Origin of the sequence: Winogradskyella sp. (assembly GCF_003712105.1) — a bacterium.
In the GTDB taxonomy this organism is placed as follows: Bacteria; Bacteroidota; Bacteroidia; order Flavobacteriales; family Flavobacteriaceae; genus Winogradskyella.
Window position 1 is genome coordinate 296,225 of the sequence record NZ_RHLG01000004.1, and the last position, 14,626, is coordinate 310,850.

General features: G+C 34.0%; 14 protein-coding genes. 7 read left to right on the top strand and 7 right to left on the bottom strand.

Annotated elements, in window-relative coordinates:
- Positions 1 to 8: 8 nt before the first annotated feature.
- The 5 genes from ED556_RS11040 to xrtF all read right to left on the bottom strand — a co-directional run bounded on the left by ED556_RS11040 (position 9) and on the right by xrtF (position 4,112).
- Entirely contained in the window at positions 9 to 374 is a 366-nt protein-coding gene (locus tag ED556_RS11040; RefSeq protein WP_296323562.1) for a heavy-metal-associated domain-containing protein, read from the bottom strand.
- A 1-nt stretch (position 375) separates the two neighbouring features.
- Positions 376 to 2,613 carry a TonB-dependent receptor gene (locus ED556_RS11045; RefSeq protein WP_296323565.1) on the bottom strand — a complete coding sequence of 746 codons (2,238 nt, stop codon included), beginning with the start codon at positions 2,611 to 2,613 and terminating at the stop codon, positions 376 to 378.
- A 68-nt stretch (positions 2,614 to 2,681) separates the two neighbouring features.
- Entirely contained in the window at positions 2,682 to 3,086 is a 405-nt protein-coding gene (locus ED556_RS11050) for a hypothetical protein (protein ID WP_296323568.1), read from the bottom strand.
- 50 nt (positions 3,087 to 3,136) lie between these two features.
- Positions 3,137 to 3,565 (bottom strand): exosortase F system-associated protein, encoded by a 429-nt coding sequence (locus ED556_RS11055; protein WP_296323570.1) that lies wholly within the window; start codon positions 3,563 to 3,565, stop codon positions 3,137 to 3,139.
- Positions 3,558 to 4,112, bottom strand: coding sequence for an exosortase family protein XrtF (gene xrtF / locus ED556_RS11060; protein WP_296323573.1), 555 nt, complete (start codon positions 4,110 to 4,112; stop codon positions 3,558 to 3,560). Before xrtF ends, ED556_RS11055 begins: the two co-directional genes overlap by 8 nt.
- A gap of 92 nt (positions 4,113 to 4,204) precedes the next feature.
- On the opposite strand from xrtF, the gene ED556_RS11065 reads away from it, so the two are divergent.
- The gene (locus ED556_RS11065; protein WP_296323575.1) at positions 4,205 to 4,660 is read left to right on the top strand and encodes a GAF domain-containing protein; all 456 of its coding nucleotides are present in this window, start codon (positions 4,205 to 4,207) and stop codon (positions 4,658 to 4,660) included.
- A gap of 6 nt (positions 4,661 to 4,666) precedes the next feature.
- Here ED556_RS11065 and ED556_RS11070 read toward each other — a convergent pair whose 3' ends face one another.
- Positions 4,667 to 5,920 (bottom strand): ABC transporter permease, encoded by a 1,254-nt coding sequence (locus ED556_RS11070; protein WP_296323578.1) that lies wholly within the window; start codon positions 5,918 to 5,920, stop codon positions 4,667 to 4,669.
- 73 nt (positions 5,921 to 5,993) lie between these two features.
- Positions 5,994 to 7,244 carry an ABC transporter permease gene (locus ED556_RS11075; protein ID WP_296323581.1) on the bottom strand — a complete coding sequence of 417 codons (1,251 nt, stop codon included), beginning with the start codon at positions 7,242 to 7,244 and terminating at the stop codon, positions 5,994 to 5,996.
- Positions 7,245 to 7,389: 145 nt separating this feature from the next.
- Between ED556_RS11075 and purH the strand changes: the two genes are divergently transcribed.
- The 6 genes from purH to rodA all read left to right on the top strand — a co-directional run bounded on the left by purH (position 7,390) and on the right by rodA (position 14,583).
- Complete coding sequence (gene purH, locus ED556_RS11080; protein WP_296323587.1) at positions 7,390 to 8,916, top strand: bifunctional phosphoribosylaminoimidazolecarboxamide formyltransferase/IMP cyclohydrolase; 1,527 nt, start codon at positions 7,390 to 7,392, stop codon at positions 8,914 to 8,916.
- 111 nt (positions 8,917 to 9,027) lie between these two features.
- Positions 9,028 to 10,056 (top strand): rod shape-determining protein, encoded by a 1,029-nt coding sequence (locus ED556_RS11085; RefSeq protein ID WP_296323590.1) that lies wholly within the window; start codon positions 9,028 to 9,030, stop codon positions 10,054 to 10,056.
- 10 nt (positions 10,057 to 10,066) lie between these two features.
- Positions 10,067 to 10,882 carry a rod shape-determining protein MreC gene (gene mreC / locus ED556_RS11090; protein WP_296323593.1) on the top strand — a complete coding sequence of 272 codons (816 nt, stop codon included), beginning with the start codon at positions 10,067 to 10,069 and terminating at the stop codon, positions 10,880 to 10,882.
- Positions 10,875 to 11,378 carry a rod shape-determining protein MreD gene (locus ED556_RS11095; RefSeq protein ID WP_296323596.1) on the top strand — a complete coding sequence of 168 codons (504 nt, stop codon included), beginning with the start codon at positions 10,875 to 10,877 and terminating at the stop codon, positions 11,376 to 11,378. The genes mreC and ED556_RS11095 overlap by 8 nt, the downstream gene beginning before the upstream one ends.
- Positions 11,375 to 13,306: a penicillin-binding protein 2 gene (gene mrdA, locus ED556_RS11100; RefSeq protein WP_296323599.1), complete on the top strand. Its 1,932-nt coding sequence runs from the start codon at positions 11,375 to 11,377 to the stop codon at positions 13,304 to 13,306. Before ED556_RS11095 ends, mrdA begins: the two co-directional genes overlap by 4 nt.
- Positions 13,303 to 14,583 (top strand): rod shape-determining protein RodA, encoded by a 1,281-nt coding sequence (gene rodA / locus ED556_RS11105; RefSeq protein WP_296323602.1) that lies wholly within the window; start codon positions 13,303 to 13,305, stop codon positions 14,581 to 14,583. Before mrdA ends, rodA begins: the two co-directional genes overlap by 4 nt.
- Positions 14,584 to 14,626: the final 43 nt, after the last annotated feature.

Consider the following 14,626-nt stretch of genomic DNA (forward strand, 5'->3'; position numbering starts at 1 on the left):
TTTTTGCATTAGTTTTCATTTTCTGACTTGTGTGCTTTTACCACATCTTCATCACGATACTTGCAACAAGGATCTACTTTAGCGTAAGCTTTATCACTTGCCTTGATATATTTGGTATCATGACCAACATCAGCAAGCTTTTGAGCTATGGTTTTTAAATCTGTTTTACGCTCATCAAATATAAGTTTGAGCTCATGAGTTTTAATATTCCAAACTGCAGATTTTACACCTTTAGTTCGTATAGCAGCTTTCTCTATACGTTCTTTACATTCACCGCAAACGCCATCAACTTCTATCGATGCCTTTGCATTTTTATTTTGTGAGAATGCTAATACACTCATAATTAGCATTGCAATAGTTAGTAGTTTTTTCATTTTAATTTATTTTAAATCTTAGACCTGTATAATACATGCTTCCAAAAATTGGCCCGTAGACAAAGTTACTATCAAAATTTGAACCAAACGGATTGTCTGCACTTATTATTGGGTCTGGTTGTCTAACATTAGTTACATTTTCGCCACCTATGTACACTTCAAACTTTGGAGAAAACACCTTCGTGACTTGTAAATTTAGTGTGCCTACTGTCGGTGATTTTTCTGGCAATTGAAATTGTGGCGCGCTTAAATTTGTATTTGGGAAACGTTGCTCGCTAACCCAATTATAGGTAGCATCAAATTTCCATTGGCTATCATTTTCTTTTTTATCTGTTTCATACGCCGCATTAGCAAAAAAGCGATGCTGAGGTATAAAAGGCTTTTGTAATCTTCCTGATATATAATCTGTTTGTATATCGTAATATTTATAAGCAGTTCTCAAATCAAAGCCTTCAAATAAATCATAATTAATTTCAACTTGAAAACTATTAGCAAAGCTATTACCATCAAGATTGTAAAAACTAATTTCAAACGGATTTTCCCAGTCTGTGATCACTTGATTTTTAAAGTCTGTTCTGTAAAAATCAAACGTAATATCAGCTTTTCTACCAAATAGATTAAACCCTTGCAAATAGCTAACACCATAATTCCAGGCTATCTCAGGGTCTAGCCCATAGATTTTTCCACCTGAGTTTATAATATTTATTTGTCGAGAGCTTGAGAACATATTCTGTGTCTCAGCAAAAATATTTGCGCTTCTTATACCACGACCGGCAGATAATCTAATTGCTGATTTCTCCCAAGGTGTATAACGCATATGTAATCTAGGTGTTACAAAAAACCCAAACCTGTTATGTTGGTCTACACGTAAACCAGCAGTCATAGTTAACTTATCTAAATCATCGTAGGCGTATTCAAAAAAGCCTCCGAATGAGTTTTCAGTTCGTTCAAAATTTTGAGTATTTACTAACTCATCGTAATGGTCTAAAGTGAAACTAATCCCAGTTTTGATTTTGTGCCTAGAGTCTGAAATGATACTATTATAAACCAAGTTAGAATAAAAGCTATTATGCCTTATATCATATATATTTAGACCAAAATATGAGTCTTGTTTATGATGGCTAAATGCGGTTTGAAAACCTAAACTCTGGTATGGAACTTCTGGATTTACATAGCCTAGCTTAGTTGTAATATCAAAACGCTCTGTATTTATCTCACTTCCCCAAGCATTTGTAGTACCTCTATCTGTATCTGGATTAAAATTAACTTGTCCCGATTGTTTTTCGTCATACAAGTATCTTAAGTTGATAAAGCTCACAATGCCTTTTTCTGCGTCAGTGTATTGCCAACGGTTCATGACATTAACTTGGTTATACAAAGGCATATCTAAAAATCCATCATTGTTAACATCATGTGTCTCTTGCAATGTATTTCCGTGTATGTATAAGCCAGTGCTCCATTTTTCGCTTAAGCTTGTATTAAGATGTGTATTTAACTCAAACCTTTGACTTGTAGCAGCGTATAGGTTTACAAAAAACTTGTCATCTGTTATTGGTTTTACCAATTCTGCATTAATCTGTCCAGTAATACTTTCATAACCATTAACAACACTACCTGCGCCTTTAGTAATTTGAATACTCTCAACCCATGTTCCTGGGATAAAACTCAAACCATATGTTTGAGCAGCACCTCGGATTGCAGGAATATTTTCGGTAGAAATCAAAATGTAAGGTGAATCTAAACCTAGCATTTTTATTTGTTTAGTACCGGTAACAGCATCAGAAAAATTCACATCAATAGACGGGTTTGTTTCAAAGCTCTCCGAAAGATTACAACAAGCTGCTTTAAGTAATTCATCTCGGCTCACTGTAAATGTATTTGTGGCCTTTAAATACGATCTCGCTGTTGTTTGTTTTCGAGAAGTGATAGTTACTGCATCCAGCTCATCAGAAGCTTTCAAAACGTGCCGTATATACTTGTTGCCATTAACTATTAATGTATCTGTTTTAAATCCAACATAACTAATCACCAACTTATTGAATGAAAACTTATACGGCAAAGAAAATGTACCATCTTCACCAGTTATGACACCAATACTTGAACCTAGCCAATAGACATTAGCTCCAGAAAGCGGTATTTCTTGAGAGCTACTTTTCTCTAATATTATGCCAGTAAGTTGTTCTTGCGCTGATAAACTCAGCGCCAAAAACATAACACTTATTTTTAAATATTTTTTCATTTATTTGATTTATAGGTATAACAATAAGCACACGTATATGTGCTTTTAATTCTAAAAGTTATACTAAATCAAATTAGGTAAGTCTCATTCAAGACCTGAATGTCACTGATGAGTAATGGCGGTGAATAATCTTTATGAGGTATTACCTTTTTTGGAAGACTTTCATAAAGATTGAAATATGAATATATATATGCAAATAAGACCTGTTGCTGAATATCTTCTAAATCATCAAAGGCTTTAATTGTAATTTCATCTTGGCCTTCAATTAAATCAACTTCATTTTTACAACACGACTTTTTAAGATCAGGAAGTTTATCCATTTCCATTCCGCAACCATCAACTTCAGAAAATAGGGCAACATCAACCAAACGGTCACCACAATAATGCTTCTCGATGGTAAAAGAAAATGTAGAGAGCAACACTAAAGTAGATAGTGCCACTGAAAACACCTTATGTAATAAAACATATTTCACACAGCAAAATTAGTAAAAAAGAAAAAACTGCTATTTTAATTATAATTCAATTAACGTTTAAGCTTGTAATAATATAAGGCCGGAAGTAACAGCAGTAATAGTATTGGTTGAATTAAAAACCGACGTACATTAAAGAATAAATAATAATCTTCTTGCTTAGGATTAATTACAAAATACATGAAAGGAATTAAAAAGCATACATAAGCAATAGCATAAATTACTACTGAAAACTTAATCATTTGTTTATCCTTAAAAGCACAGTAAATAATACCTAAGGATAGAAGCGTATTAATGGCATAGCGTAACGAAGTAAAAAACACCAGTTTAGCTACTTCACGTCTAGGACTATCTATATATAAGTAATCATTTTCAAAAAAAATGAGGTAAGGATCATAGAACAGAACATCTTCGTAGGCTCTAACCAATATCAAAAGTAACAACAAAATCGCTACTAAAATGTATGATACTGTTTTAGTCATCTTCAACTCTTTTTGGTTTAGAAAACTGGTTTACCCAAAACATCCACAGCAAAAACACCATTCCGTAAATAGCTAGTGGAAATATAACTTCGTGCATAAGCTCACTACGCCAAGGATACTTATACAAGCCTATAGTAAGCAGAATAATTCTAAGCAGGTTTACACAATATATCAATACACTACCAGCTAGAATGAATAAAAAAGTGCGCTTAAATGTATCTGAAAATGCAACTACAAACGAGATAAATAAGATAATAACACTCAAGCTGTTGCACCCTTCAATTATTCGAGCTAAATACTTTTGCTCCATAAACACCATTAATGAAGGTTCGTCTGGATGAGGAACAATGTTAGTGGTATAGTTTAATGTATTAAGCACAGCCTCGGTTTGTTTACCAACCAAATGCGTCATATAATCTGGATAGTATTTAGACCCATCAGAAAAGTCTAAATAAAACTTATATGCAAAAGACAACACACTGTAAACCAACACAAATGTGAGAATAAATCGAATGACTAATTTGTATTTTGTAAGTAATGCTCTCAAAAAATGACTTATGTTACTGTGCTGTTAAAATTATAGAATTACAATTTGTAAGTTGCACTTTTTAGATATTTTTACCAAAATTTTTATTGACAATGATATTTGAAGAATTAAAATCCTTAACAACAGCTATAACATCAGACAAAACTCTAAGTCTTGATGAAAAACTCCTGAAGATTTGCGAACTTCTTGAAGCTAATATAGATTATTATAATTGGGTTGGGTTCTATTTTAAAAATGGCAATAAAAACGAACTAAAGCTAGGACCATACGTTGGCGAGCCAACAGACCATACTATTATTCCGTTCGGGAAAGGTATTTGCGGGCAAGTGGCCGTTAGCAATCAAAATTTTGTTGTACCAGATGTGAGTGCACAAGATAACTACATAGCCTGTAGTATTACAGTAAAGGCAGAAATTGTAATTCCTATTTTTGTAAACGGTGAAAATATTGGTCAGATAGATATCGATTCTAACACACCTGACCCATTCACAGAGAAAGATGAACGTTTTTTAGAATTTGTCTGTGAGGAAGTAGCTGAACTACTATAGACCTTTTTACATTCCGGTTCTTATAGCTTCAACAGGATCTAAACGTGAAGCTCTCAATGCAGGAATCACTCCAGAAATAAGTCCGATTATAGACGAGATACTAAATCCAAGAAGCATATTTTGAGGAGATAGAACAAAGTCAAAATCTGTTGCAATATTACTAGCTACCATAGTACCTAACCAAACCATCAATAGACCTACTAAACCTCCAACAATAGCCAAAATTACAGCTTCAAACAAAAACTGAAATAGTATAAACTTATTTTTTGCACCCAAAGACTTCTGAATCCCGATAAGATTGGTGCGTTCTTTTACACTAACAAACATAATATTAGCAATTCCAAAACCGCCAACTAAAAGTGAGAACAAACTAATCAACCAACCAATAAAATTCATACTACCTATAATGCTATCTATAGCATCTTTAAGTCCTGAAATTACACTAATAAAAAAGGTGTTAATTTCATTTGGCTTTAATCCACGTCTATTCCGCATAATCTGAGTTACCTCAGCTTTTAATTCATCAATATCAGCATCTGGCTTAGGTTTTATAATAACAATATTGTTAATGTTTCTGTTATTATCACCATAACGATTTCTTACAAAATTAGCTGGCAAAAAAATAGATACATCATTACTATCACCAAACAATCCAGAGCCTTCTTTTTTAACCACACCTATAACCGTGAATTTTTGTCCATAAAGTCTAACACGCTTACCCAATGGTTCTAAATCTCCAAAAAGTGAATTTGCAATTTCATCGCCAATAACAATAACAGGTTTACCAGAATTGGATTCTGCTTCGTTATAAAAACGTCCTTTAGAAAACTCCAAGGTTTGAATATCAGTAAACTGATGAGAGACCACCACAGTATTTACATTGCTTACTACCTCAGACTCATATCGTACACTTTCTGGACGAACAAACAATTGGTATGCCACATGTTCTGCACCCGTAAGATTATCTTTTAAATAGTTATACTCGTTAAAATTGACCTTATCAAATTGTTGTCGTTTCCATCTTGGGACATCTGTTGGTCCAAATGAGAAACGAGCAAGATACATGGTGTTACTATCTAAGGAGCTTAATTGTGATTTAATATTCTTATCTAATGAATCAACAGCTGCTAATACAGCTATGATAGAGAATATACCAATTGTAACTCCTAACAAGGACAGAAATGTTCTTAGTTTATTGTTACGTAAAGCATTAAATGCAAAAGAAAAACTCTCTTTTAATAATCTGAGATAGACAAACATTGATTGATTTCATTTTAAAGACTAAAGATAAAATCGAATAATCAAAAAACTGTTACAAAAACTATAAAACTGTTTACATACCAGTTCTAATAGCTTCTACAGGATCTAGACGTGAAGCCCTTATTGCTGGTAGCACGCCTGATATGAGACCAATAACTGACGATAGTCCAAATCCTAAGAGCATATTTTGCGCTGAAAGAATAAAGTTGAAATCTCCTGCCATACTGGATGCAATTAAAGTTAAAATCCAAACTAAACCTAACCCTACTAGACCTCCAACGACCGCTAAAATTGTTGCTTCAAATAAAAATTGAAATAGAATAAACTTATTCTTCGCACCAAGAGATTTTTGAATTCCAATAAGGTTGGTACGTTCTTTTACACTTACAAACATAATATTGGCTATACCAAAACCACCAACTAAAAGTGAAAAGAGACTAATCATCCATCCAATACCATTCATAACCCCAATTATACTATCTACTGCCTGGACCAAACCAGAAAGTTTGTTCACAAAAAAGTTATCTTCTTCATCTGCTTTTAATCCTCTGTAAACTCTATATTTTTGCTTCAAAACACTTTCAAAAGCGCCAATATCAACGCCAGATTTTGGTTTAATAACAACCGCTCCTGGCAATCCATTAGCACCTCCATTCCTAAATCGTCTTACAAAATTTGCCGGTACAAAAGCTTTACCATCAGGCGAATCTCCTAAACCGGTACCGTATTTTTTAAGAACGCCAATTACGGTGAGTTTACGTCCGTAAACTCTAATTTGCTTTCCTATTGGGTTAGAATTATCAAATAAGTTTTCTGCTAAAGTATATCCTAGTACAATTACTGGTGCGCCTGTTTCAGATTCTAATTCAGAATAAAAACGACCTTTTACAATTTTTAAATCATCGATGATATAGATGCCTTCAGAAATTGGAGTCACCTCAACACCTGTTATGGTCTCAGCCTGATATCTAATTGTTTCTCCAGAGCCAAAAATAACGTACGCTGAAGCTTCAATATCTGATATGTTTCGTCGTACAAATTCATAATCATCATATTCGACTTGTGGAAAATTGTCGCGTTTCCAACGTGGAACTTGTGTCGGCCCAAAAGAATATTTCGTAAGATATATAGTGTTTTTATCAAGGCCTGAAAGACTATCCTTGATGTTTCGGTCTAATGAATCTACAGCTGCCAATACAGCTATTATAGAAAAGATACCAACCGTAACGCCTAACAAAGATAAAAACGTTCTGAGTTTGTTATTACGCAATGCATTAATAGCAAACGAAAAACTCTCTTTAAACAAGCGAAGATAAACGAGCATTTAACCTTATTTTTCTATAAATATAACCATAAGACGTTGTTAACAATTATATGTTACAAAAAACTTAAACAAAGTGTTTCTTTAGTCTCTATTTTTTTGGAGTTATCAGTATTTTTATGCCTTTAAATTTCACACTTATTTTGGCATGGCAAGCAAGCGCATCTCTTCAGCTCTAATTTCTGTATTTAGTAAAGACGGTTTAGAGCCAATTGTAAAAAAATTAAATGACCTCGGCGTAACAATATACTCTACTGGTGGTACAGAAAAATTCATTAAAGATTTAGGAATAAATGTTGTTCCTGTTGAAGACGTTACTTCTTACCCATCAATATTAGGTGGTCGCGTAAAAACACTACACCCGAAAGTTTTTGGTGGCATTTTAAACAGACAAGACAACAGTAGTGATGTTGCTGAATTAACAGAATTTGAAATTCCTCAGATAGACCTCGTAATCGTAGATTTATACCCATTTGAAAAAACAGTAGCTTCGGGTGCTAGCAATCAAGATATTATAGAAAAAATAGACATCGGAGGCATTTCTTTAATTAGAGCTGCCGCGAAAAATTATGCTGATGTTGTTTGCGTATCATCTGTTGAAGATTATTCTGAGTTTTTAGGATTACTAAATTCAAAAAATGGGGAAACTACGGAAGAAGACAGAAAGCTTTTTGCTACTAAAGCGTTTAACGTATCCTCGCATTACGACACTGCAATATTTAATTATTTTAATAACCATGAACAGGCTGTTTTAAAAATTAGTGAAACTAACGGTAAAGTGCTTCGATATGGTGAAAACCCGCATCAAAGGGGATTTTTCTTTGGTGATTTTGACGCAATGTTTACAAAGCTTCACGGAAAAGAGTTAAGCTATAATAACCTTTTGGATGTTGACGCTGCAGTTAATTTGATTTTAGAATTTAAAAATGAAGCACCTACTTTCGCTATTTTAAAACACAATAACGCTTGTGGATTTGCGCAACGAGAAACCATTCACCAAGCTTATGTAGATGCATTAGCTGGAGATCCAGTATCAGCTTTTGGGGGTATTTTAATCTCGAACGTAGAGATTGATAAGGCAACTGCTGAGGAAATACATAAACTATTCTGCGAAGTCGTTATTGCGCCATCTTTTTCTGAAGAAGCTTTGGATATTTTAAAAGGGAAGAAAAATAGAATTTTACTTATTCTTAATGATGTTGAATTACCTCAAACTACAGTGAGAACATGTCTGAATGGCGTTTTAGTACAAGATAGAGATGCTAAAACTGATAGCACAGATGACTTAAATACGGTTACTAACACTACGCCTTCGTCTAATGAAATCGATGATTTAATATTTGCTTCAAAAATTTGCAAACACACGAAGTCTAATACGATCGTTCTAGTAAAAGGCAAACAACTCTGTGCAAGTGGCACAGGGCAAACAAGTCGTGTTGATGCTCTTAACCAAGCTATACATAAAGCAAAATCTTTTAATTTCGACTTAAAGGGTGCTGTAATGGCAAGTGACGCGTTTTTCCCATTTCCAGATTGTGTAGAGATTGCAGACAATGCAGGAATTAAAGCTGTTATTCAACCTGGAGGCTCAATAAAAGATGAATTAAGTATTAATTATTGCAATGAAAATAACATGGCAATGGTGTTTACTGGTACCCGTCATTTTAAGCATTAAAAAAAACAAATAAGAAAACATCCATAACTCTAGAAATAACGTATAATTTATTACATTTACAGTTAATCATTTTTTAGACAAAATTCACACCCCAAAAACAAGACTAAATACATGGGATTTTTTGATTTCCTAACGGAAGAGATAGCAATAGATTTAGGTACCGCAAATACATTAATAATTCACAACGACAAGGTTGTTGTTGATAGTCCTTCTATTGTAGCAAGAGATAGACTAAGTGGAAAAATAATTGCAGTTGGTAAGGAAGCTAACATGATGCAAGGAAAAACCCATGAAAATATTAAAACAATTCGTCCACTTAAAGATGGCGTAATTGCAGATTTTGATGCTTCAGAGCAGATGATAAATTTATTTATCAAAAACATACCAGCTTTAAAGAAGAAGCTCTTTAATCCATCATTACGCATGGTCGTATGTATTCCTTCAGGAATTACTGAAGTAGAAATGCGTGCAGTAAAGGAATCATGTGAACGTGTTAATGGAAAAGAAGTATACTTAATTCATGAGCCTATGGCTGCTGCCATAGGTATTGGTGTAGATATTATGCAGCCAAAAGGAAACATGATTGTAGATATCGGTGGTGGAACAACAGAAATTGCAGTAATTGCACTTGGTGGTATTGTTTGTGATAAATCTGTGAAAGTCGCTGGAGATGTTTTCACAAATGATATTATCTATTACATGCGTACGCAGCATAATTTATATGTTGGTGACAGAACTGCTGAAAAGATTAAAATTCAAATTGGTGCAGCAACTGAAGATTTAGAATTACCACCAGAAGACATGAGTGTTCAAGGTAGAGACCTACTAACTGGAAAGCCAAAACAGGTACAGATTTCTTATCGTGAAATTGCAAAAGCATTGGACAAGTCTATACTTCGTATTGAAGACTCTGTGATGGAAACTTTATCCCAAACGCCACCAGAATTAGCAGCAGATATATACAATACAGGCATCTATTTAGCTGGTGGAGGTTCTATGTTAAGAGGTCTAGACAAACGTCTGTCTCAAAAAACCGACTTACCAGTTTATATTGCTGAAGATCCTTTAAGAGCAGTAGTTAGAGGTACAGGTATTACGCTCAAAAATATAGCTAAATACAAAAGTGTGTTGATAAAATAAAGCATAACTAATGCAACAAATCCTCAATTTTGTAATAAGAAACAAAACATTTCTCTTGTTTTTATTACTGTTTGGCCTTGCATTAGCGCTAACGATTCAATCACATTCATACCATAAAAGTCAATTTATTAATTCTGCCAATAGCTTAACTGGAGGTGTTTATGGTACTGTAAATAGTGTTGGGCAATACTTTGATTTAAAAGAGCAAAACGATTTGCTTATTGAAGAAAACGAAATACTGCGAAAACAAGTAATAAATTCTACTATAGCATCTTCAAACATAAATTCTAACTATGATGATGAAAGGTTCGCAATCTTGTCAGCCGAAGTTTATAAAAATAGTTATAGCGCTTCTAATAATTACCTAACTATAAATAGAGGAAAACGTGATAGTGTTGCTCAAGATTATGGTGTAATATCATCAAAAGGTATTGTGGGAATAATAGATAATACATCAAGAAAGTTTTCAACTGTACTTTCAATTTTGAGTAAAAAAAGCCGAATCAATGCAAAACTGAAAACCTCTGATCAAAGCGGTTCTTTAACTTGGAATGGCGATTCTCCCTATTATGTTCAACTAGAAGATGTATCTAAGTTTGCTAATCTCCAAGTTGGTGATACCATAGTTACAGGTGGGCAATCTGCTATATTCCCTAAAGGAATTAATATAGGAACAGTAGATAGCTTTGAATCGGACGAAAGTGGCGACACGTATACAATTGAAGTAAAATTGTTTAATGATTTTACCACACTTCAGCATGTCTATATTATTAAGAATAATGACTTAGAAGAACTTATAAATTTAGAAGCTCAGAACGATGACTAATGGCTTAGTTGCTAATATTATAAGATTTATTGCACTCCTAATAATTCAGGTGAGTATTTGCAGTTCCATTAATTTTCTGGGCTATATCAATCCATACATCTACATCATCTTCATTATTCTATTTCCTATTAATGCCAATCGTTTACTATTCTTAATCTGTGCATTTAATTTAGGCTTATTGGTAGATATGTTTTTGGATTCTGGAGGTGTACATGCCGGCGCATCTGTTTTTTTAGCTTATGCAAGACCAATATTTCTTAAATATACATTTGGAACCTTATACGACCATCAAACCATTAAGTTTGGCAACCTCGGTTTTGGACAACTGTTCGGTTATATAGCGCTAACTGCATTCTTCCATCATTTTATTCTATTTATTCTCGAAATTTTTAACATTTATCAAATACTCCTCATATTAAAAAAGACGTTATTTACTAGTATTTTAACTATCATATTAAGCACTATTATCATTTTATTGTTTAGACCTCGTAAATGAGAAAACTTTTACTTTTAGGACTTGTAACTATTGTAGGACTTGCATTTTTAGCAAGGCTTTTCTACCTGCAGGTTTATGATTCTAAAACCTACAATCCTATTGAAGATTCTGCAATAAGAAAAGTATATACTTATCCTAAGCGTGGTTATGTATATGATAGAAATGGAGAGCTTCTTGTAGCAAACAAACCATCGTACGATGTCATGGTAATTCCTAGAGAAGTTGAACCTCTAGATACTTTAGAGTTTTGCTCATTATTAAAAATAACCAAGGCAGATTTTATTAAAACATACAATAAAGCAAAAAACTATTCGCCGAGGTTACCTTATGTCTTCCTATCTAATTTATCCAAAGAAGACTATGCGTATCTGCAGGAAAAAATGCGGAAATATGACGGTTTTTACATCCAAAGGCGCTCAATACGAACGTATCGAAAATCTATTGGAGCTAATGTTCTCGGCGATATTGGTGAAGTAAATCAGAGCATAATAAACAATGATGCCTATTACAGTAAAGGTGATTTAATTGGCAAGCAAGGTGTTGAAAAAACTTATGAGAAAACGCTCAGAGGCACAAAAGGTCTCAAGCTTATTCAAAAAGACCGTTTTAACCGTGATATTGGTCCGTTTCAAAATGGAACCTTAGACACTATTGCAATTCCAGGAAAAGATATCACCATTACCATTGATTCTAAGCTTCAGGAATATGGCGAATTATTAATGACCAACAAACGAGGTGGAATTATAGCTATCGAACCAAGCAGTGGAGAAATTCTAGCAATGGTGTCTGGCCCAACGTACAATCCTAATTTACTGGTTGGTCGTGAGCGTTCCAAAAACTTTAATAAACTATACAACGATAGTTTAGCAAAACCTTTGTTCGATAGAAGTTTACAAGCTATGTATCCACCTGGGTCGCCTTTTAAAACGATCAACGCGTTAATTGGCTTACAAGAAAATGTTGTATCAACTGGAGATCGATTTTCGTGTGCTTTGGGATATAGATATGGAAACCGTAAAATGGGTTGCCATGTACATAGAAGTCCAGCTGATATGAACTTAGGAATATACGAATCATGTAATGCCTATTTTGCGAATGTTTACCGCCGAATAATGGACAAATACGATTCTCCTGCTGTTGCTATGGATGTATGGAGTAAACATGTGAAGAGTTTTGGTTTAGGAAATTATTTAAATAATGATTTATCTGTAGGTCAACCCGGAAAAATACCAACATCTAACACCTACAATAGAGCATACGGAAAAGGCAAATGGTATCCGACCTTTACTATATCGAATGCTATTGGTCAAGGTGAAGTTTTAGCAACTCCGATTCAGCTGGCAAATATGGCTGCTGCCATTGGTAATCGCGGATATTACTATACACCGCATATTATTAAAAAGGTTGAAGGCGATACTATACCTTCAAAATTTACCACTCCTAAATACACAACTATAGATAAGGAGCATTTTGAACCTATTGTACAAGGCATGTTTGATGTATATAACAAAGGAACTGCCAAATATGTACAAGTTAATGGTATTGAAATCTGCGGAAAAACTGGTACTGCTGAAAACTTCGCCATAATTGACGGCAAAAAAACACAGCTTACTGACCACTCTATTTTTGTGGCTTTTGCTCCAAAAGATAATCCCAAAATAGCCTTAGCAGTATTTATAGAGAATGGTTATTTCGGAAGTCGTTTTGCAGGAAAAATGGCAAGTTTAATGATTGAGAAATATCTTAAAAAAGAAATTTCAAGAACTGATTTAGAAAACTTTGTTCTAAGTCATACACTTGAACATGAATACCAAAAACCATATTCAGGAGAACCGTTTAAGATTAATAGAGAAACCACTCTTGAGACAATTCCTACGGAAGAATATGAAGCGCTTAAGTATCTAAAAGCAAAAATCGATAGTAAATGATACGAGAGAATCAGAGGCGCTTTAAGTTTGATTGGACTACTATTATTATTTACATGCTTTTGGTGGCTTTTGGGTATTTAAATATAATGTCTGCATCACATACTGGAGACACCATCAACTATTTTGATATAGGCCAATCTTACGGTAAACATTTAATATTTATTGGACTCTCTTTAGTGTTAATTGTATTGATTCTATCTGTTGAAGCCAAATTTTATGAACGCTTTTCTGGATTGATATATGTTATTGCAATTGTCTCACTTTTAGGCCTTTTTGTATTTGGAAAAGATATTAACGGTGCACGATCATGGTATGGCATCGGAAGCATGACGATTCAGCCTAGTGAATTTGCAAAGTTTGCCACGGCATTAGCAGTTGCCAAATATATCAGTGATATACAAACTAATCTAAAAACTATAAGAGATCAAATAAAAGCAGTACTTCTCATTTTTGTGCCCGCACTATTAATATTATTACAAAACGATGCCGGAAGTACGTTGGTTTATGCAGCATTTTTCTTTGTGTTTTATCGCGAAGGCCTACAACAAATCTACGTTATAATTGGTTTTTCTTTGGTTATTCTAGCTGTTTTAGCGCTCAAGTTTGGGACACTTATTGCAATACTAGTGGCGGCATTAATCATCTTCAGCGTTTACTTTTTTAAGAAACAAAAACGAGGTAGTTTGTTGCAACATATAACCATTCTATTGGCTTGTGTTGTATTTGCTTATGGTGTAAAACAGTTTTATAATCACGGATTAAAAATACACCAGCAAAACCGAATTAGTCTTTGGTTACGACTCGAAAAAGATCCTAAGAAACTAGAGCTTATGAAGAAGCGTGAAGCTTACAACCTTATACAATCCGAGCAAGCCATTAGCTCAGGAGGATTTTGGGGAAAAGGCTTTATGGAAGGTACCCGAACAAAGGGAAAATTTGTACCTGAGCAAGATACAGACTACATCTTTAGTACAGTTGGCGAAGAATGGGGGTTTTTAGGCTCAGCAGCAGTTGTTATATTATTTACTATACTAATTATAAGGTTATTAGTTTTAGCCGAGCGGCAAAAGTCACAGTTTAGCCGTGTATATGGTTATGGCGTTGCATCTATCTTTTTTGTGCACTTTACAGTCAACATAGGAATGGTTATGGGACTTATACCTACTGTTGGTATACCTCTACCCTTTTTTAGTGCTGGCGGTTCTAATCTATGGGCCTTTACTATTTTGTTGTTTATCTTTATTAAACTCGATAGTAACCGAATAAATGAATGGTAATTACTTCTGGCTAATTTATTAGTGTCTTAAAGAGCATTCTTTT